At 33.7% G+C, this 18128-nt stretch carries 20 protein-coding genes and 1 pseudogene; 3 read left to right on the top strand and 18 right to left on the bottom strand.

The features are described 5' to 3' along the window. Positions 1-7 precede the first annotated feature (7 nt). From MHI23_RS01310 to MHI23_RS01285, 6 genes are all read right to left on the bottom strand, one after another. On the bottom strand, positions 8-238 hold the full coding sequence (locus MHI23_RS01310; protein ID WP_342492206.1) for a sulfurtransferase TusA family protein: 231 nt from the start codon (positions 236-238) through the stop codon (positions 8-10). Between the two features lie 33 nt (positions 239-271). Continuing rightward, on the bottom strand, positions 272-1399 hold the full coding sequence (locus MHI23_RS01305) for an MBL fold metallo-hydrolase (RefSeq protein ID WP_342492205.1): 1128 nt from the start codon (positions 1397-1399) through the stop codon (positions 272-274). Between the two features lie 14 nt (positions 1400-1413). Continuing rightward, positions 1414-1968 carry a sulfurtransferase TusA family protein gene (locus tag MHI23_RS01300; protein ID WP_208946068.1) on the bottom strand — a complete coding sequence of 185 codons (555 nt, stop codon included), beginning with the start codon at positions 1966-1968 and terminating at the stop codon, positions 1414-1416. A 47-nt stretch (positions 1969-2015) separates the two neighbouring features. Next, the gene (locus MHI23_RS01295; RefSeq protein ID WP_025092501.1) at positions 2016-2369 is read right to left on the bottom strand and encodes a rhodanese-like domain-containing protein; all 354 of its coding nucleotides are present in this window, start codon (positions 2367-2369) and stop codon (positions 2016-2018) included. Between the two features lie 12 nt (positions 2370-2381). Continuing rightward, positions 2382-2864 (bottom strand): DsrE/DsrF/DrsH-like family protein, encoded by a 483-nt coding sequence (locus MHI23_RS01290; protein ID WP_339240713.1) that lies wholly within the window; start codon positions 2862-2864, stop codon positions 2382-2384. Between the two features lie 122 nt (positions 2865-2986). After that, complete coding sequence (locus tag MHI23_RS01285) at positions 2987-3247, bottom strand: metal-sensitive transcriptional regulator (protein ID WP_003217059.1); 261 nt, start codon at positions 3245-3247, stop codon at positions 2987-2989. 183 nt (positions 3248-3430) lie between these two features. Here MHI23_RS01285 and MHI23_RS01280 point away from each other — a divergent pair, with 183 nt between their 5' ends. Continuing rightward, a complete protein-coding gene (locus MHI23_RS01280) occupies positions 3431-3937 on the top strand; it encodes a hypothetical protein (RefSeq protein ID WP_024427457.1) in 507 nt (168 codons plus the stop codon). Between the two features lie 154 nt (positions 3938-4091). Here MHI23_RS01280 and MHI23_RS01275 read toward each other — a convergent pair whose 3' ends face one another. The 10 genes from MHI23_RS01275 to MHI23_RS01230 form a co-directional block, all read right to left on the bottom strand. Beyond that, a complete protein-coding gene (locus MHI23_RS01275; RefSeq protein ID WP_164512184.1) occupies positions 4092-5312 on the bottom strand; it encodes an MFS transporter in 1221 nt (406 codons plus the stop codon). A gap of 16 nt (positions 5313-5328) precedes the next feature. Then, positions 5329-6633 (bottom strand): AMP-binding protein, encoded by a 1305-nt coding sequence (locus tag MHI23_RS01270; protein WP_087978238.1) that lies wholly within the window; start codon positions 6631-6633, stop codon positions 5329-5331. A gap of 16 nt (positions 6634-6649) precedes the next feature. After that, on the bottom strand, positions 6650-7711 hold the full coding sequence (locus MHI23_RS01265) for an Ldh family oxidoreductase (protein ID WP_125587489.1): 1062 nt from the start codon (positions 7709-7711) through the stop codon (positions 6650-6652). A 248-nt stretch (positions 7712-7959) separates the two neighbouring features. Then, the gene (locus MHI23_RS01260) at positions 7960-8775 is read right to left on the bottom strand and encodes a sulfotransferase (protein WP_087978240.1); all 816 of its coding nucleotides are present in this window, start codon (positions 8773-8775) and stop codon (positions 7960-7962) included. Further along, positions 8756-9595 (bottom strand): sugar phosphate isomerase/epimerase family protein, encoded by an 840-nt coding sequence (locus tag MHI23_RS01255; RefSeq protein WP_024427462.1) that lies wholly within the window; start codon positions 9593-9595, stop codon positions 8756-8758. Before MHI23_RS01255 ends, MHI23_RS01260 begins: the two co-directional genes overlap by 20 nt. A 17-nt stretch (positions 9596-9612) precedes the next feature. Then, complete coding sequence (locus MHI23_RS01250) at positions 9613-10341, bottom strand: hypothetical protein (RefSeq protein WP_087978241.1); 729 nt, start codon at positions 10339-10341, stop codon at positions 9613-9615. Further along, the gene (locus MHI23_RS01245; RefSeq protein WP_087978242.1) at positions 10338-11270 is read right to left on the bottom strand and encodes a Gfo/Idh/MocA family oxidoreductase; all 933 of its coding nucleotides are present in this window, start codon (positions 11268-11270) and stop codon (positions 10338-10340) included. Before MHI23_RS01245 ends, MHI23_RS01250 begins: the two co-directional genes overlap by 4 nt. Positions 11271-11284: 14 nt before the next feature. Continuing rightward, on the bottom strand, positions 11285-12091 hold the full coding sequence (locus tag MHI23_RS01240) for a glycosyltransferase (RefSeq protein WP_080652956.1): 807 nt from the start codon (positions 12089-12091) through the stop codon (positions 11285-11287). Further along, complete coding sequence (locus MHI23_RS01235) at positions 12067-12798, bottom strand: polysaccharide deacetylase family protein (RefSeq protein ID WP_024427466.1); 732 nt, start codon at positions 12796-12798, stop codon at positions 12067-12069. The genes MHI23_RS01240 and MHI23_RS01235 overlap by 25 nt, the downstream gene beginning before the upstream one ends. Positions 12799-12820: 22 nt before the next feature. Further along, positions 12821-13306 carry an ATP-binding cassette domain-containing protein gene (locus MHI23_RS01230; RefSeq protein WP_024427467.1) on the bottom strand — a complete coding sequence of 162 codons (486 nt, stop codon included), beginning with the start codon at positions 13304-13306 and terminating at the stop codon, positions 12821-12823. Between the two features lie 140 nt (positions 13307-13446). On the opposite strand from MHI23_RS01230, the gene MHI23_RS01225 reads away from it, so the two are divergent. Then, positions 13447-13806 (top strand): VOC family protein, encoded by a 360-nt coding sequence (locus MHI23_RS01225; RefSeq protein ID WP_024427468.1) that lies wholly within the window; start codon positions 13447-13449, stop codon positions 13804-13806. A 28-nt stretch (positions 13807-13834) separates the two neighbouring features. Here the strand turns inward: MHI23_RS01225 and MHI23_RS01220 are convergent, their stop codons facing one another. Then, positions 13835-15181 carry a nucleotide sugar dehydrogenase gene (locus MHI23_RS01220; protein ID WP_342492204.1) on the bottom strand — a complete coding sequence of 449 codons (1347 nt, stop codon included), beginning with the start codon at positions 15179-15181 and terminating at the stop codon, positions 13835-13837. 1367 nt (positions 15182-16548) lie between these two features. On the opposite strand from MHI23_RS01220, the pseudogene MHI23_RS01215 reads away from it, so the two are divergent. After that, positions 16549-17152: pseudogene (locus MHI23_RS01215) on the top strand (transglutaminase family protein). Positions 17153-17290: 138 nt separating this feature from the next. Here MHI23_RS01215 and MHI23_RS01210 read toward each other — a convergent pair. Next, a complete protein-coding gene (locus MHI23_RS01210) occupies positions 17291-18127 on the bottom strand; it encodes a helix-turn-helix transcriptional regulator (RefSeq protein WP_111927596.1) in 837 nt (278 codons plus the stop codon). Position 18128: the final 1 nt, after the last annotated feature.

Below are 18128 nucleotides of genomic sequence, written 5' to 3'. Positions count from 1 at the left end.
ACATCCTTTAGGACCCTTTTCTCAACCAGAACTTCAGCACGTGACCTTCTTCTGTCTGCGTGATCAATTCATGTCCGCTTGACTTCGCCCATGCGGCCAAGTCAGCTTTAGCCCCTTTATCTGTTGCATGTATTTCTAAAACTTGACCTTCCGCCAAGTCGTCCATTTTTTTCTTCGTTCGAATAATCGGCATTGGGCATGCGAGCCCTGTTACGTCTAAAATTTGATCTGATGTCATTTGATTGTTCCTCTTTTCTTATTTTATTGGACATTATCGAATCGCACAACGGTTTGGACCCATTTCCATTTCACGTTGCTCTTCCACATCTGGGTTCAGCTTCCCCATATTGGCTTGACGAATCTCTTGGAAGGCATGCGGCTGTGCAGGCAGACCTTCCGTCACCATCTTTCTAAACACATGTTGATCTTCAATATGGAGCCCATGATTTTCTTTTAAAAGTGAGCCGAGCTCCTTCCAAACACTGCCGTCTTCATTCATTTCTTCGATGGTCATGAAGTGCGCAGGCAGAACGATGTATTCCTTTGAAAACGCCATATACCGATCATAAAGCGTCTCTCTCAAATCATCTACCCAGTCCTCCGCCATTCCAGCAAGATCAGGTCTTCCAATTGAATCAATAAACAAAATATCACCTGAAAGAAGATATTGATTGTCTACGATAAAAGATGTTGAGCCGATCGTATGTCCCGGGGAATAAATGGGTTGAATATCAATAGAAGCTGCTCCAATCGTTATCAGCTGTCCTTCTTCAAGACGTTCATATTCAAAGGTTACCTCTTCTGCATCTTTTGGCGGCAGCCAGTAGGTGGCACCCGTTTGTTCAGCCAACTTTTTCCCACCAGAAATATGATCCGCATGAAGGTGAGTATCCAGCACATGCGTCACAGAGACATCATGCTTTTTCGCAAAATCGATATAGATCTCCGTCATTCGAGCTGCATCTACAACCACGGCTTCTCCATTGGACACGATCATATAGGACAGACACCCTTTGCCCATTCGTACAAATTGATACAGCTCTCCTCCGCCGCTTAAATCACCTATTTTCACTGGCTCTAGATGCTCACTCCATGCCTTCATGCCGCCCTGCAGATAATGAACAGGCACGCCAGCCTCTGACAGCATCTCCGCCACCAGGATAGAGGAACCTTCCTTGGCACAAACCACCAATACTTCACGGTCACTAGGAATGTGCTGTAAAAGGTCCTCTACTCCGTCAAGCAGATCAAAATAAGGCACATTCAAATCAACGATTGCTTCCCCTTCAATCTTCCAGTCCTGCACATCTGCTTGATTTCGCACATCTAGCAAAAAGAGCGGCTCTTTGCCCACGATCTTTTTTGTTAACTGCTCTGCAGTTATGGCTTTAACCGTCATGTTTTATTCAGCTCCTATTTTTCAATGGCTCCTGTCCAGCTATTCATGCCTGGCACCACATTGATTAATTGTTGAAATCCTTTCTCTTTTAGCTTTTGCGCAGCTAATTCACTTCTTCTGCCTGAATGACAGATGAGATAAATGTCCGATTCTCTTGTTAACTCCTCTGCACGATGTTCCACCTCACCAAGCGGGATATGAACAGCTCCTGGGATATGCCCCGCTTCGTATTCATCCAGCTCTCGTACATCCAAAATAAACAGAGATTGATCTTCTTTTACCTTCTGTTGAAAGGCATTCAAAGATATTTCCGAAATCATAGGCTCTTCCTCTTGCGCTCCGCCCTTACGAATCAAATGATGAAGCACCTGTCCTTCTACTTTTGTTCCTAAAAACTCATGGCCGGCACTTTTTGACCAAGCTGCTAAATCCGCTGCTGATCCTTTATCGGTAGCTTGCACTTCAAGTACATCTCCTGGCAAAAGCTCATTCATTTGTTTTTTTGTTTTCACAATCGGCATCGGGCATGCCAATCCTTTTGCATCTAAAATAATTGTTGGTTGCTGCATGTGATATCCTCCTTTATATAGGGGAGGGGGTATATTTTTATGCGTGCTTAATGCCAAGCATTCATACCACCCTTGATGTTAGTAATATGAGTAAATCCTTGCTTCTTCAATATTTTCGCTGCCTGCATACTTCTCATTCCGCTTTGGCATATCACGTAGATCTCTTCATTTTTCTCAAGCTGAGAAGCTCGTTCTTTTAACTGAGGTAAAGGAATGTTTCGAAACCCTTTAATATGGTTTGTTTGAAATTCTACTGGAGATCGTACGTCAATGAGCTGTTGACCTTGGTTTTTCAGTTTTTTCTTCATATCAGCTGCATCCATTTGGTTCACACCTCGAACCGGCAGAAAGCGGCTCACAAGTAAGCCAATCACCAGGATGAACAAAATCGTTTGAATCATTTCATCACCTCACTAAATAAATAAATTCACGTTCCCAATTTCAGCCTCTGCTAAATAAGCGGCGACACCAGCATATTGAATCTCATCTAATAATTCTTTCTCCTGCAGCCCTAAAAGGTCCATCGTCATTGTACATGCTACGAGATTGATCTCCTGTTCCTTTGCCATATCAATGAGCTGCGGCAAGGTCATGGCATTGTGCTTTTTGATGACGTGCTTAATCATCTTTGGGCCCATTCCAGCAAAATTCATCTTTGAAATGCCCATTTGATCAGCCCCGCGCGGCATCATCTTGCCAAACATTTTTTCTAAAAAACCCTTTTTCATTGGCACCATTTCATCCTTGCGCAAGGCATTCAGCCCCCAAAAGGTATGAAAAATCGTCACTTCATGATCATAGGCTGCTGCACCATTGGCAATAATGTAAGCCGCCATCGCTTTATCATAATCTCCACTAAATAGCACAATCGTCGTGCGTTTTTTCTGTTCTGCCATCTTGCTCCTCCTTTATTATTACCCATGGGGGTATATAGAAAACAAAAATATATACACATACCGGTAAGGGTATATTATAACAAGTAAAAAAATCCGTCAACCTTCAAAGGCTGAAGAATTTCTTACCGGCTTTTCACCAATAGCTCAACTGCTTCTTTCACAAGCCCCTCCGTATCCTTGCCTTGTTCAAGGCTTTCACGGACACATTGTTCAAGATTTGTACTCACAATCACGCCCATTGCACGATCAATGGCATTGCGTGATGCAGACAGCTGCGTCACCACCTCGCGGCAATCCTTTCCCTGCTCCATCATCGCAAGAACCCCTTTAATCTGCCCCTCAATCCGGCGAAGACGGTTCTTCATCTGCTGATTATATTCCATGCACAAGTACCCCTTTCTATTCTTTCTATGAACAGATAGTATACCCTAAGAGGTATTTAGTCAAACGACTTGCCCTTCTCTTTTGTAGAGAACGTATGTGAAAAGAATTGCACATTCCACCATTTATTGATAAAAAGAAAATAATCAACGAACGAGAAATCATTGAAGAAAAGAGGACAGCCCATGACTTTACATCATTATATTGGATCAAACAAAGAACTGCCGCTTGGTACCATTGGTCAAAATCCTACCTATAAACCATTCTCTGAACTCAATATCAACATGTTTGATAAAAAACAAAAAAAGCCAAAAACCTATCAAAAAGAAGAACTTTTGATAGAAGTATTTGAAACAGAAGAGGATTTCGAAGGCATTCACATTGATTATCTAGATCCCGTCTATGAAGCGGTAAGAAACAAATTCACGCATCCTTTTGTTTATGAATTAGACATCATTCATTCTCTTCGTGCACTTTTTAAATTCATTGAAAAAGAGCTGTCAAAAGGAGAAACCATCGAAATCTATTCTTGTGTAGATGGACTCGAAACGAAAGAAAAGAATAATCAATTGGACGTAGAAATTGACCTAAGCAAAAAACGGTTTGGAAAACATATCGATTTTAAAGAGATCGATGAACTGATTGATATGTTTGAATTAGAAAACTTACAATATGTGTTGGTGAAGAAATAGACCTCCTGCCATTATTCTTTCATATAAATTTTAAATAACCGTCTGAATAAAATGAATTTTTTTCTTATATGTAACACATCCTTTGCAAAAAATAGTGTCAGATTAACTGTAATATTAATAAAAAGTTTTGTTTTTTATATTTATTAATATCTCTTTATCTAGAAATAACTGATGAGATTAATTGATGAGTACTTTTTTGTTTGAGAAAAACTATGGTATATATCAAAGCAATAATGGTTGGTATTAGTAAAACCATGTAAGCGAAATTAGCTCCATAAGTTTCACTTATTAGTCCTAGTATTGGGCTTCCTATAACTACAGATCCTTGGTTAATAAACATTCTGTAGCTGGCCATTCTACCATGATATAATGAATCAGTAATCATTTGTTGTATGGATTGTGTAACTACTCTTAACAAAGCAGTACCAAAGCCTAAAAAGAAAATACCAAAAAAAGACAAAATAATAGTTCTACTAAAAGAAAGGAGAGAAAGTCCTAAAATAACAACACCTATAGATATAGTTGGGACAAAGGATTTTGTTTTTAAAAATAACCATGAAATAATTAAACCAGCAAGTATCGCCCCAGTAGACAAGGCTGCTTCCAGTAAACCAAATATAAAGCTTGGTTTACCAAGATATGTCTTAGTATAAACAGAAAGTAGACCGGTGTTTGAATGCAATACTAGCTGACCAACACATCCAATTCCAAAAAGTCCTAATATGATCTTATTTTTTAATAAATAGTTAAAACCATCTTTAAGATCGAATAATATCGAATTTTTCTCCCGTTCTAATTGAATTGAATTAACATTAATAGATTTTATAAAAGATAAAGATAATAAAGATAGGAGGCTAATTATTAATATTATCAAAAAAATATATACTGCATCTAAAAATATTAATAAAAATCCTGTGGAACTAACCCCAAGAATCCATCCTATTTCACCGATACTTGTTGAAATTCCTATGATCTTTGTATACTCTTTTTTCGAAAAAGTTTGTACAATAAGGGCCTGCATAGCAGGTCTAATAATTGAACTCAACAATTGGACTATTACGTGAGATGTAATTATTGTCCAAACAACTAATGAGTTGGTAGCAATAAAGATTGTCAGAAATAAAATCATTAAACTCTGAATTGATAAAGAAATAATGATAATTTTTTTTTTATTTAAGCGATCAATAATAACTCCTGAAAAGAGATTTACTAACAATCCTGGGATAAAACCAATTCCAACTATTAAGCCAGAATAGAATGCATTACCTGATGTTTCATATAGAATCCAAGTTAAAGCAATTATATACATTGAAGAAGATGTTGAGGAAAAAAGAACGGTTAATACGTATAACCATGAACTATATTTATTTAACATAGTAATTCCTCCAGATTTAACTCGTTTCAACATTACATAAAAAAGACTTTATTTTCCCATTACTCCCTATTAAATCTTCGATATTACAAAAATTTAACCTGATGTCTAATTTACATCCTAATTCTAAATTTAACTTTTCTCTGTATTTAAATATATCTACTTTGTTTTTTTCTTCATTAATTACAATATTAATATCAATTTCCCCTGGAATTGACTGCTTTAATTGGAAGCAAACAACATTTATATCTTCCAAATCTCTCTTTAAAACATACGTATTTAATAAATCACCATCCTTTAAAACAACCGGATTCATTTTTCGACCTTCAAGTAATTTAATTGTTTCACCTTTATATCCGCAAGGACATTTACTTGATATTAAACCCGTATCCCCAGTTTTATATCTCATAAATGGCATATATTTGTTTATTAATCCAGTAACCACGAATTCTCCTGATTGATTATTCTTTTCATTTATTAAGTTTCCATCTTCATCAATTAATTCAATAATTACACTTTCCTCATAAATATGATAATGATCCTCTTTGGACGAACACTGGACTGCTATATCTCCTATTTCCTGCATCCCATAAGTATCAACTACTTTCGACTTATAGGCATTTTTTATGTAATTTCGGGTTTGACTTGTTAAAGATTCTCCACCGCATATTAGTAATTTAATGCCCTTTAGTTTATGAAGTAATTGATTTTTTTCGAAAATTTTGTATAATAAGAGGATTTCAGAACCATGACCACTTATAATATTTGGCTTAAAGTCTATAATTTGATTCAGTATACTTGTTTCAAACTTACCTAAAGAACCATTTATACCTATTAAACCTAAACTGAAAAATGGTAAAGTTTCTTCTGTTTTATCTGAAAATCCATTAATTCTTCCAGCAATTCTTAAAATCCTTGGATGCTCCGTTATGTTATATTCATCTAAAATGAACATAAGGTTAGCTAGTCCCTCATAATAGGATTCAATATTATGTATAGAAGAAAAGGGGGTTCCTGTAGAGCCTGAGGTATTTGTAACATAACAATCATTTTCATTTATATTATTTATATCATCCGATACATAATCTTCGTAACTATCTATAATTTGTTCTTTATCTACTGGAGATATTTCATTCAATAGAATTCTTGGATTTACCGAATTTTCTTTTTCTAAATTTAAAAATTTCGGAACTTTTTGTGTTGCATAACTCAAAAGCTCCTGCAACCTCTCTTCTTGAACTTTCATTCTAAAAGAAAAATCACTCCTGGATTTATTTTTAATTTTGATTTTCTTATTTAATCGCTCTTCTACTAAAGGAATCATATTACCCACTCCTATCTTATTTTTGCAAGATCCGAGTATCTATGTTATATTGTTTCCCTAAATTATTTAATGTCTCTATTTGCTTCTGATCTAAACTTATCCCTTCTTTTATTTTTTTTTGATAAAATCTTTTCTCACGTTCACCAGGTATTAAAATTTCCTCAGTTCCTTCTGCTTTTTTTGAAGATTTAATTAAGGAAATCCAATCCTCCATTCTATAAAAAAATTGTTCTAATTCCATAAAAATATTTATACGTATTCCAATAAAAGTATGTGAAGATTCTGCAACTGAGGAATAATCTGCCCTTTGTCTTTTTACTTGAGAAGCGTATAGCCCACCACTTAATACGCCAGTAAACAAATCGATTAACATGCCAATGCCGTATCCTTTGTGTTTACCGAATGGCAAAACTACCCCCTCATTTAAAAAATCTAACGGGTTATCGGTATTTTTACCATTTTTGTCAACAATCCAGCCCAAAGGTATTTTTTCATCTCCTTTTTCTACAGCTGCTCTTACTTTACCGCAAGCAACTTCCCCAGAAGCAATATCTAGTAAAAAAGAATTCTCTTGCCTTCCAGGAAAACAAACTGCCATTGCATTATTACCCAATACAGCCTCGGCCCCTCCCCAAGCTGCTACGTTTGGTCCTGAATTCGTCAATACTATACCTATCATTTCATTTTCAGCAATCATATTAGCATAATATCCAAGCATACCAATATGATTACTGTTTTTAACCATAACGATCCCAACCCCCTCTTCTTTAGCTTTTTTTACAGCATTTTCTGTAGCTAGAGATGCTGTTGCCGGACCTATTCCTCCATCAGCATCTATCATTTCTAACATGTCATTAAGTTTTTCAATATTCCTTTTAGGATTAATCCTAATTCCACCTTCTTTAATTCGCTTAATATAAGTCTCAGTTAATGAAATTCCATGAGAATCAATACCACAAAGATTAGCACTAACCAAAACATCTGATGTAATTTCGGCATCTCTCATAGGTAAACCTACTCTTTGCAAAACTTGAGAAATGAATTTTTTTAAGTTTGTTGAATTGACCATTTGAACCATAGTAGACAGCCCCTTATATATTGATCCAAACAACAAATAAGGCAAATGTTAAATAATTTGCCTTATTTGTTTCTTTAAAACTACTTATTTGCTAATTACAGATACACTTCCTTTAATATTTAAAAGTTTTTCGATTTTTTTCTTTTTCATATTATCTCACCTCCTTTATAGTTAAAATAATACTTCCGTGGTTTATTTTAACATTATATAAAAAGATTGTAAATATAATTGGGGTTATATTCTGAAAACTATCTATTTTTGATCAATTCAAGCCAAATGTCTCTTATTGTAGGCGGTAATAAATCAACTGAAAAATCGGAATTTTTTTTATTTATTTTTAAATTATTGAGCGTATTATGAAATGACATGTTCAAAAAGTTTGTTAAACGTTCTGTCTCTTTTCCTTCACACAGATCATTGTATTCAATTATAAGATACTTATCTTTTTCCCACTTGCGCATAATTGAAATAATTGGTTCATGCCAACTCTTCCATTTTATTAAATTATTGGTAGAGTTAAATGGACGCCATGGCTTATTTTTATTCCAGTTTAAGATGGAATTTGAAACGTCAAATGGATTGCGAATTAGCAGTATATATTTGGCATCCGGAAACAATTTATCAATATACGGTATTTGATGCATATACTCGTTATACTTATCGCCCCATAATATATAGTCTTCATAAGCTTTCATAATGATTTGACGTGACAAACTAACAGCATCCAAATCAGTCCCGTTAGCTACCAAAGCTGCTGCTTCATGAAGAGCGAGATCAACTTTCTTTAACCAATTTTCCACTCCAATTCCGCTGGGCATAATTCTTCTTAATGCGAAAGAAATTTCATCAGATCTAAAATGTCCAAAAGCGATATCGTCATCAGTAAGCCATCTTTGTAAAAAGTAAATTAATTTCCCATTAATGGTAAATAGACCGCCATGTTTGTTAAACTCATGGTTCAAGGAATACGATAATGCTGTTGTACCTGACCGTTGCACTCCCAATAAAAATACAGGATTATTTTTTTGTAAGACATTCATATTTTTATTTAAAATATGAAGCAAACTCTTTCATACTTTTTAAACTTGCTTCATACCCTCCTCTTGAAAATTCATCATACCAAGGATTATCTCTTATCTGTTGAGGAATTATACGATCTGGTCTCCAGTGAGTTTCAAGTGAAAACCAACCATCATAACCGTCATTAGTTAAAAATTTCACGATATCTTTCCATGGGACATCTCCATCGCCAATATTGACGTATTCTTTTTGACCTTTGGAATCTTTTACATGAATATGCTTTATAACATCTCTCCCTAATTTATAATCATTAGGAAATGGATTTTTATTAAATCCAGAATAAACTGTATTTCCAGGATCCCAAAGTACACCTACTCTATTATTATTTAATACTTCTAACAAATCGATCATTTGTACTATTGAAGGTGTATTCGTTCTCATTCCAGTTTCCACAAGTATCATAATATCCTTTGGTATAATATCTTCAATAATACCTTTCATTATTCTTCCCGCCTCTTTTGGCTCAGGTTGTTCTTTTCTATAAAATGAGAAGACTCTAATGAATTGGGCTTTTAAAATTCTCGCTTGATGAACTGCATGTAAAAAACTATCTCTCGCTTCTTCTATCTGCTTTATTGTCTTGGGAATTGCCGTTTTAAAAACAGGGGAATCAAAACCAACAATACTCAAACCCTTTTTTTCAATACTATATCTAATAGAGTCCAATTGTTCATCGTTAAGTTGATCTGGTCTTATATTCCATACAGACCTAACCTCAATTCCTTTGTAATCGCATTCCTGAACTGTGGAAATAACATTATCTAAATCTTGATCGATTTCATCTCCGATTATGGCCAAATTCACCGTCAATACCTCCAATCTTAAGTATTTATTTGATTAAGTAGTTGTTTAGTAATTAAGTAATCTTCTTCGTAGGAGTTAGAGCGCGTTTCAATTGTAATAAACATAGATGGATTATCTAACAGCTCAAGAATTTTTTTTAATGGATTTAAATTTATTTTCTCTAAAGGTAAATGCCGAGAATTTATTGGATTACACCAATCAAATCCTTTTATTTGCATTGCTTTTACAGCTTTTTTCAAGCGTAATAAACTAATATTTTCAATATCATTGCAAATTTTAAAGAGGCCCATAATATCCAAAAGAATATCAACGCCAGTTTCTTGGTGTAATGTTAGCAAAGTATCTATATCAGCGTAACCATAATGAGTTTCCACTAAAATATTCTTATTCAATATATTTTTTTTAATTTCAGAAATTTGCTGTATTGTAATCATCTTGTTGTGTTCACTCATACAAGACTTATGAGCTAATATTTTTAATTTTACATTTAAATTTTTATAGGGAGTTAACAGTTCCTTTATTAGCTCTTTAGTAAAAAATTGTTTTCCCAGAACTAAATCTAATCCTATAAATGCAATTTTTATTCCATTTTCAATAAAAAAATCACATCCCTTTTCCTCCCATTTTTGTCCTTTACCTACTCTTAAATCTAGGGTATTACATTTAAGTTTTTTTAAATAAGCAAGTATTTCATCTGCAGTTTTCTCAGGAAAACAATTAGTTGAAAACCCCACATATCCACTCATTTTAGTGCCCTTATATTAGAATTCATTTTCTCAATAATTTTTATCGTTCCTCTAAAATTTTCAATATTACATATTTCTGGGCGTTTCCCTATTTTTACTGAGTAAGAGAAATCCTCATACACTAACTTTCTTAAATCATCTGTTGTTTTCTTAGGATAAATCTGCTTCTGATTTATACCGCTTTCTAAATATACAGTTCCGTTTATATAAGTAAATACATTATCTCGATCATATATTATTATTCGTTCGTTTCTTTTTTTTGCCTCAGCTGTTACTGCTAAGGTAAGTACAGATCCATTACTAAATTTTATTATTCCTGCTGTTCTTATATCTAAGCCATATTGATAGTTACGTATACCTTCAAATAAAAAGGAGACCGGTTTCCCTAATAAAATTGATGCAATATCAATGTAATGAATACCTATATGAGTCGTAATTCCACCCCCAGCTGAATTTGGATTTTCTCGCCAAGACCTAAAATACCTTTTCATCTCTCGTGGTCTTGATACTTCTAATGTAGCTATTGTTTCAGGTCCCCACTCAATATCAAACACTTCTTTTGGTAACTGGTAACGATGTTGTAACATTACTCCAATAACCTTATTATAAATATTTGAGTATTCAATTAATTCATCTAATTCTTTTTCACTAAGACACGGGGGCTTTTCTAATAAAATTGATTTACCTTTTTTCATAGCTTCAATAGCCATTTTTGTTTTAAATTGAGGTTGAACACAAAAAGCTATTGCGTCAACTTTTGGATCATCTAAAACATCTTGCCAACTAGAATATGATTTATAATTGTCTATTCGTTTAGTTTTATCTTGTTCAAAAACACCTATAAGATTTACTTCTTCGGTACTGTTGATAGCTTCAACATGCTGCTTTCCTGCCGCCCCATAACCAATTAATGCTAAATTTATTGACATTTAATCTATTCTCCTTATATTTTTTTCTTAGCGGATAGTCGAGCAGTTAAATGGATAATGTTCAAACATCCATTAAATAATGAAACGATTAAAGATCCTTGATATAAGTTTCGGAATTTTACTATTTCTTTAATAAAGGTTTTCCAGCAAATAGCATCTGATTTTTCTCTTCCAGATTTAAAAGCCTCCTTAACAGCCTGCTTTACACCTTTGCTATTCCTATGTAAAATCACTAATTCGGGAATAAAGCAAATTTCATAACCAATAGCATCTAAATCTCCTACTATTTCGTTATCTCCACCGCTAGATAAGCGACTGAACCCATTAACCCTTTTAAAAATATCAGTCCAAATCGCACTGTTACCGCCCGAAAAAAAATCAACTTTATCTCCTCTTCTTAGATTTTTGTACCTCATGTTATATCTCTCCTGTCTTGCTTTTGATACAATACCACGGTCAAAGCGGAGTACTCTTCCTGTAATCCCACATTTTCTTTTTTCGAGAAAAGAAATTGCAGTAGCTATCCAATCGGGAGTTGGTATAGCATCATCATCAAGAAAAGCAATTATTTTAGACTTAACCAAATCTACAGCTTTATTCCTACATGCAGCTGCACCAATTGATTTGCTGTTTCTAATTATTTTTAAAGGTAAATCAAATTCTTTTATCGTAAGAGGCTTTTTAGAATTATCATCGATAATGATTATTTCCTCAATCAATGCAACATTATTTTTTAATAATCCTTGTAAACACCTTTTAAGATCATGTTCCCTATCTTTAGTAGGGATGATCACTGTTACCCGTACCATTGCATTCTCCATTTATATACCAACCTTTTCCATTCATGATTTTGCCTAGCAGGAAGATAGGTCCTGCGAATATTAGTATCTATTTTTTCCCACGATTGTGCTGGTGCTTTAACTGTCCCAAATGCTAAAGTATCCTCAGGGAAGATTATTTCCGATCGGGGTAATAAGCCGTAAGGATAAGAAAAATGAATAGAATCACTATTAAACTTACTTTTTAAGGTATCTATTGAAATTATAATTTCATTATTAGCCTCTTTCATTGATAATTTATTTAAAGCTGAATGTGACAAGGTATGTGCACCTATAGTATGTCCCATACTATGCAATTCAATTATTTCAGTCCATGACAAATAATTTTTCCAGGGATTTAAACATAAAGATTTTATGCCTATATTATTTGTTGTCAAAAAGAAGATAGCCTTTACCTCATACTTATTAAGTAAAGGTAATGCAAAATCATATGTGTCTCTAAACCCGTCATCGAACGTAATTAATACTGATGGTTCTTTAGGATTCCAATCGAAAGACCTTTTACTTATAACGGAAGGGTCTATTACTTTAAAATTGTTCAATAACAAGTTTAAACCCTCCTCAAAGTCTTTAGGTGTAATACTGGTATAGTGTTTTAAAGTTGGATGTACATGGTGGAAATACAGTACTAAAGGCCATCCGGGGGCGGATCCACAAAATGCATTTATTAACTCTGACTGTTTAGACATTACAACCTCCATAATGTATAAGCTAGACATTGATTTTACCGTTTTCTAGATAAACGATATTTGATGTGTGTTTTTTAAGAATCATAAAGTTATTGGATAAAAGAATTGTTGTGAAACAATTTGCTCTTCTGTTATACAAGAGTTCCGATAACTTATTAAAATCAAAATCTTCAATATCATCGATAATCAATATTTGAGGAGGATTACTTTTAATTCTTTCAATGGCACTAAAACACTTACCCCTTCTTTTAAAAGTAATTAAACTTAACCTTCTTTTTCGTCTTTTGCTTAATAAACCTATTGATTTACCTTTTTTAGTATTCACTATTTCACCAGTCAATGGGGCAATTTCTCCAATCATAATTCTTGCTAAAGTCGATTTCCCGCTCGAACTAGACCCTATTATCCCCTGCACAATCCCTTCATTCACAGTATAGTTTAAAGCTGCCAATACAATATTTTCTTCACCCGTCGGACCAAAGGATACAGTTATGTCCTTTAGAATCATATTGCCCACCGCCAAATTTTCAGATTATTCCCGAAAATTCTAACCTGCATTTATTTTTTTGTCAATTTTTTGTTTAAATTAAAAAAATATGGTAAGTTTATATTGCAAGAATATCAAATAACGTTGTGGAGGAGAAACTTATGTTTGTTGGAATTGATCATGTTCAAATTGCAGCTCCTAAAGGTAGTGAAGATGAGTGCAGAGAATTTTTTTCAAAAATACTCGGAATGGATGAAATACCCAAACCGGAAAATCTCAAAAAGCGCGGAGGAGTTTGGTTTCAATGCGGCACCCATGAGCTTCATATTGGTATTCAGGAAAACTTTATCCCCGCAATTAAAGCACATCCAGCTTTCAAGCTAAAAGATATAGATAAATTAAAACAAAGATTAATTGAAAACAATATTAAAATAACAGAAGATGAACCTTTAGAGGGAGCTACACGTTTTTATGTAAATGATCCATTCGGTAATCGATTGGAGTTTTTACAACGTCACTAATTACTAGAACAAAGTAATGAGAGTATCTTCATTGCTTTGTTTTTTCTTTTATTTCTTGGAATACAGATCCAAACTTGAATATTTTCTCACTTCTATAATTTTCAAAGAAGTTTCTAGTATCTACTATGAGTTTAGTGTTTTGTAAGATCAATTCACGATTATATTCGCTATGATCAGTTATTAATACAACACAATCATAATGATTAAACAGGTCATAGTTAAGAGGTTTAGATATTAATAGCCTTCCTTCCTTATCCTCAAACTCCATTACATGAGGATCATTAAAATCTATCAATCCTCCACTTTTCTTTAATAATTCATACAATTCTATTCCTGGTGACTCTCTTAAATCATTTATATCAGCCTTATATGCGATCCCTAAAATCAAAATTTTTGATCCCTTTATTATTTTCCCATATTTAAAAAGGGCTTTACTGATATTGTCATGAATATATTTAGGCATATTTTTATTTGTTTCATAAGCCAAATCTATAAATTTAGAAGTGAAATTTGATTCTTTGGCTTTCCATGATAGATACATAGGATCAAGAGGAATACAATGCCCTCCTATCCCTGGACCAGGAAAAAATTTCATAAACCCAAAGGGTTTCGTTCCTGCTGCTTCAATTGTCTCCCATATGTCAATTTTTAAATTTTCTGCTAAAATAGCCATTTCATTAATAAAAGCTATATTAACATTTCTAAATGTATTTTCTATCAACTTGCTCATTTCAGCAATTTTTGGTGACGATACTGGAATAACTTCATCTACAAATGATTCATACAACAATATACCCAAAGTTTCACATTTTCTTGTAGTCCCACCTAAAATTTTTGGCGTATTCTTAGTATTATATTTTAAATTGCCTGGATCTACTCGTTCAGGAGAGTAACACAAAAAACAATTCTCTCCTACCACATAACCCAACTCTTCAATTCCTTTTTGAATAATATCTTCAGTAGTTCCTGGATATGTAGTACTTTCTAGTATTATTAATAAATTTTCTTGCATAAATTTTTTTATATAATAAAGAGCAGACGTTATGTAAGTAATATCTGGTTCATTATTTTCAGTTAAAGGAGTAGGTACGCAAATAATAATTGCATTTAGTTTCTTTATAATACTTTTATCGTTAGTCGGGAAAAATTTTTTTTGAACAATACTCTCCTTAATTTTGCAGGAAGGAATATCTTGAATATAAGATTCTCCTTGATATAGTTTATTTATCTTTCTTACATCTTCATCTATTCCATGCACAGAAAATCCAGAATCAGCGATTTCCAAAGCTAATGGCAAACCAACATACCCTAAGCCTATTACACCAATATTAGCTGCCTTATCAATAAATTTAGTTTTTATCTCTTCGAAACTCACTCTTTGTACCCTCCCAAAAGAAACTGTTTAAAAAATAAAAGTCTCACTTGAATTTAAGTCTAAATATCCAAACTATTAAATGGGTATTTTTCTTAGTTTTTACAATTTTACAACAAATATAGTCACAAGTCTAATATTTATTTAAGTTGTTGCTTTATTGTTACTAATTCATTATTTTCAAAGTAGAAACTCCCCATAATTTAAAAGCTATAGATTGTAGGCAAATTATCATGATTATCAAAGCTGAGGATCAACGATCTACACACAACGATAATCAGTAATATAAAGGGGATTTCTCTTTATTTACTAAGGTTCTTGAAGCCCTTTAATGATTCAAACTTTTCATAAAATCCAAATTCCAGCCTATAAATAATATCTCACTGCTAAATGTTTTACTCACTTCCACAAAAAACAACATACCCATGTTACATCTAGATGGAGGTATTTTATTAAATACTTATGTTACATTAAAGAAGAATAAAGACGTAACGAGGGCAGATGATCCTATGCAAAAAAATAACTAACCGACTTAAAGTTTTTTATCTATCAGTAACAGGCAGTAGAGTGCGAGAAAGAATAGGCGATGACAGTACGAGAGATATATTTAATTAAAATGGGGGCGCATTGGAGCCGAATATAGCTATGGTACTAGTAAGTGCGGAACTTATGGGCAATTAATTTGATTTTTGTCCTCTTAGCAGGTCTCATACGTACGGATTCCAGCCTAAAAGGGATATCATTATAAACCATACGTAAATCTTAAATCATACTATTCTAATATCTATTAATAATCACAATGCATATTGTCATGATTATTATGCAAACGTTTTTGATATTTATGTTTCTTATGCAAGTTATAGAAAATTAACAAGCGATAAAACAGCTATCGAAGAATTTAAAACGCTGAGACTACCACAATGGGTTCGTGTGTTTACAGGTATCTAAGAATTAGTTACTGCAGTAGCTTTAATTATCGGTTATTGTTAGGTTCACTTTTGATTGTAATTTTTACTATAGTCGGAACCTTGTCAATGGTGCTCGTTAAGAAACCATTTAAAAACATGATAATGATTATAGTGATAGCTTTGCCATTATCTTATTTTTAAACAGTGTCTCAGACCTTTCAAATTCTCCTGGGTTTAACTAATGAATTTTTACGAAGGAACTTTAGTGAGGTTAAGACCTGAAATTGATGTCACTACATATTTTTAAGGCAGAGAACTAATCATAATTTGTGTTACATCTTTTCATAGCACTCTATAAATATTCAAACTTTACTGAGTAGTAATCTCTTTTATTCTTTCTTAATATATTTCTGATCATGTTCTATAATGTAGTAACATTTATTAGAATATGGGAGTGAAGAAATGAATTTGAAATGTGAATCGAAAAACTTTAATGATTATTTACTTGAATTAAATGAAGTTGATTATTCTAATCCTATTATTTGTACACTTGCAAATGAACTTTTCAACCCTTTGCAGACAGAAAAAGCAAAAGCAGCCTATGAGTTTGTTCGAGATGAAATTCCCCATACATGGGATATCCAATCCAAACGAGTGACTTGTCATGCATCAGAGGTATTAACTTATAAAGAGGGAATTTGCTACGCAAAATCGAACCTATTAGCTGCTCTATTGCGCTCACAAGGAATACCCACAGGTTTCTGTTACCAGCGATTAATGTTGTTCGATACGCCAGATAAAGGATATTGTATTCACGCATTAAATGCAGTATTTCTGCAATCACTTAATAAATGGATTCGATTAGACTCTCGTGGCAACAAAACAGGAATTGATGCTCAATTCTCACTGGATCATGAAAGATTAGCTTTTCATACCCAACAAGAATTAGATGAAGTCTTACTATCCTTTGATATATGTAAGACCCCATCCAAAAACAATGAGTATTTTAAAAGAACATACAGACGCTATTGAGATGTATCAACACCATTTACCAGAAAAGATATAGGCTTGGGGCCAAGAACCTTCGACAAAGCCAAACGTGAAAATAAACCGGTGCTTGTTAGCATCGGTTATGCCCCTTGTCACTGACGGCTTGGGATCTATTTTATATTAAATGCACTCAATAACTTCATCCAAACGATAGCTAGCCTTCAATCAAACGTTTTAACTTAAGCTCCGTATCAGTATCCTCAACTGGAGTATAGACGCTGCATCTTAGATCAGTATCCCCATACACTTGTAATGAAGTGAGATTAAACAACATTTTACCTCCCTTAGCATGACGAAATTCAATTAATACTTCAGGTGCATAGCTGATCTCATTTTCATTCCAAATTTTACGAAACTCAGGATATGCCTGCTCCATTTCTTCTATAAATTGCTCATACCAGTCATCTGCCACATACTGTCCGTAATACGTTCTAAATATGGCGATATATCCTCTAACAAAATGCTCCCAATTCACCGCTAAACTTTTAAATTCCTTTCTTGCGAATAGTAAGCGTATGATATTCCTTTCTGCCGGGATGATTTGTTCAAAGTCCAAAAATACGTTCGCAGCTGCTTGATTCCAGCCAACAATCTGGCTTCTTCTATCCGATACAATCGTCGGGCAATAACGAAGTTCCTGCAAAATTTTCACTAAAGCCGGACTGATTTCCTTCTCATTCTCAATGATAAAGGATTGTTTCACTCCTTCCTCTAACGCTAAAGCGTACAAATATCTCCTTTCATCGTTATTTAATTGTAATGCTCGAGAAATCGCATCTAATACCGAAGTCGATACTTTTATATCTCTGCCTTGCTCTAACCATGTATACCAAGTAAGACTCACACCGGCTAGTTGAGCCACTTCTTCTCTTCTCAGTCCTGGTGTTCTTCTGCGGGTTCCTACAGGTAAACCAACCATTTGGGGCGTAATTTTCGAACGTTGGTTTTTTAGAAATTCTGATAATGCTTGAAGTCTTGTTTCAGGTTTCATG

The organism is Bacillus sp. FSL M7-0003, assembly GCF_038628485.1.
Lineage (GTDB): Bacteria > Bacillota > Bacilli > Bacillales > Bacillaceae > Bacillus > Bacillus safensis.
This window is presented reverse-complemented; position numbering and strand designations above follow the sequence as displayed.

Bases quoted from the DNA above. Each gene is read 5' to 3' on its own strand.
- MHI23_RS01310 (WP_342492206.1), bottom strand. From the start codon at position 238: ATGACATCAGATCAAATTTTAGACGTAACAGGGCTCGCATGCCCAATG.
- MHI23_RS01305 (WP_342492205.1), bottom strand. From the start codon at position 1,399: ATGACGGTTAAAGCCATAACTGCAGAGCAGTTAACAAAAAAGATCGTG.
- MHI23_RS01300 (WP_208946068.1), bottom strand. From the start codon at position 1,968: ATGCAGCAACCAACAATTATTTTAGATGCAAAAGGATTGGCATGCCCG.
- MHI23_RS01295 (WP_025092501.1), bottom strand. From the start codon at position 2,369: ATGATTCAAACGATTTTGTTCATCCTGGTGATTGGCTTACTTGTGAGC.
- MHI23_RS01290 (WP_339240713.1), bottom strand. From the start codon at position 2,864: ATGGCAGAACAGAAAAAACGCACGACGATTGTGCTATTTAGTGGAGAT.
- MHI23_RS01285 (WP_003217059.1), bottom strand. From the start codon at position 3,247: ATGGAATATAATCAGCAGATGAAGAACCGTCTTCGCCGGATTGAGGGG.
- MHI23_RS01280 (WP_024427457.1), top strand. From the start codon at position 3,431: ATGACTTTACATCATTATATTGGATCAAACAAAGAACTGCCGCTTGGT.
- MHI23_RS01275 (WP_164512184.1), bottom strand. From the start codon at position 5,312: ATGTTAAATAAATATAGTTCATGGTTATACGTATTAACCGTTCTTTTT.
- MHI23_RS01270 (WP_087978238.1), bottom strand. From the start codon at position 6,633: ATGATTCCTTTAGTAGAAGAGCGATTAAATAAGAAAATCAAAATTAAA.
- MHI23_RS01265 (WP_125587489.1), bottom strand. From the start codon at position 7,711: ATGGTTCAAATGGTCAATTCAACAAACTTAAAAAAATTCATTTCTCAA.
- MHI23_RS01250 (WP_087978241.1), bottom strand. From the start codon at position 10,341: ATGAGTGGATATGTGGGGTTTTCAACTAATTGTTTTCCTGAGAAAACT.
- MHI23_RS01245 (WP_087978242.1), bottom strand. From the start codon at position 11,270: ATGTCAATAAATTTAGCATTAATTGGTTATGGGGCGGCAGGAAAGCAG.
- MHI23_RS01240 (WP_080652956.1), bottom strand. From the start codon at position 12,091: ATGGAGAATGCAATGGTACGGGTAACAGTGATCATCCCTACTAAAGAT.
- MHI23_RS01235 (WP_024427466.1), bottom strand. From the start codon at position 12,798: ATGTCTAAACAGTCAGAGTTAATAAATGCATTTTGTGGATCCGCCCCC.
- MHI23_RS01230 (WP_024427467.1), bottom strand. From the start codon at position 13,306: ATGATTCTAAAGGACATAACTGTATCCTTTGGTCCGACGGGTGAAGAA.
- MHI23_RS01225 (WP_024427468.1), top strand. From the start codon at position 13,447: ATGTTTGTTGGAATTGATCATGTTCAAATTGCAGCTCCTAAAGGTAGT.
- MHI23_RS01210 (WP_111927596.1), bottom strand. From the start codon at position 18,127: ATGAAACCTGAAACAAGACTTCAAGCATTATCAGAATTTCTAAAAAAC.